Source organism: Microseira wollei NIES-4236 (genome assembly GCF_020521235.1).
Taxonomy (GTDB): domain Bacteria; phylum Cyanobacteriota; class Cyanobacteriia; order Cyanobacteriales; family Aerosakkonemataceae; genus Microseira; species Microseira wollei.
In genome coordinates, this window is sequence record NZ_BLAY01000574.1 from 1 (window position 1) to 439 (window position 439).

The following is a 439-nucleotide window of genomic DNA, read 5'->3' on the forward strand; positions in this document are numbered from 1 at the left end:
TGGCTCTTTTTATCCTATTGGTTGTCGGGGCACGGCGATTGAGCGGATTTTCGTTACCTGGAAAGCCTTTCTCTGCCGTGCCCCTACGCAATTTGATCTTTTTATCCTATTGGTTGTCGGGGCACGGCGATTGAGCGGATTTTCGCGATCGGGAAAGCCTTTCTCTGCCGTGCCCCAAAGCCATTGGCTCTTTTTATCCTATTGGTTGTCGGGGCACGGCGATTGAGCGGATTTTCGTTACCTGGAAAGCCTTTCTCTGCCGTGCCCCAAAGCAATTTGATCTTTTTATCCTATTGGTTGTCGGGGCACGGGGATTGAGCGGATTTTCGTTACCTGGAAAGCCTTTCTCTGCCGTGCCCCAAAGCAATTTGATCTTTTTATCCTATTGGTTGTCGGGGCACGGGGATTGAGCGGATTTTCGTTACCTGGAAAGCCTTTC

1 protein-coding gene is annotated in these 439 nt (G+C 50.3%); it reads left to right on the plus strand.

Translation table 11 applies throughout. The features are described 5' to 3' along the window. Nucleotides 1-226, plus strand: a 226-nt coding sequence (locus MiSe_RS49895) for a hypothetical protein (protein ID WP_226595050.1), incomplete at its 5' end; no start/stop codon positions are given. Nucleotides 227-439: the final 213 nt, after the last annotated feature.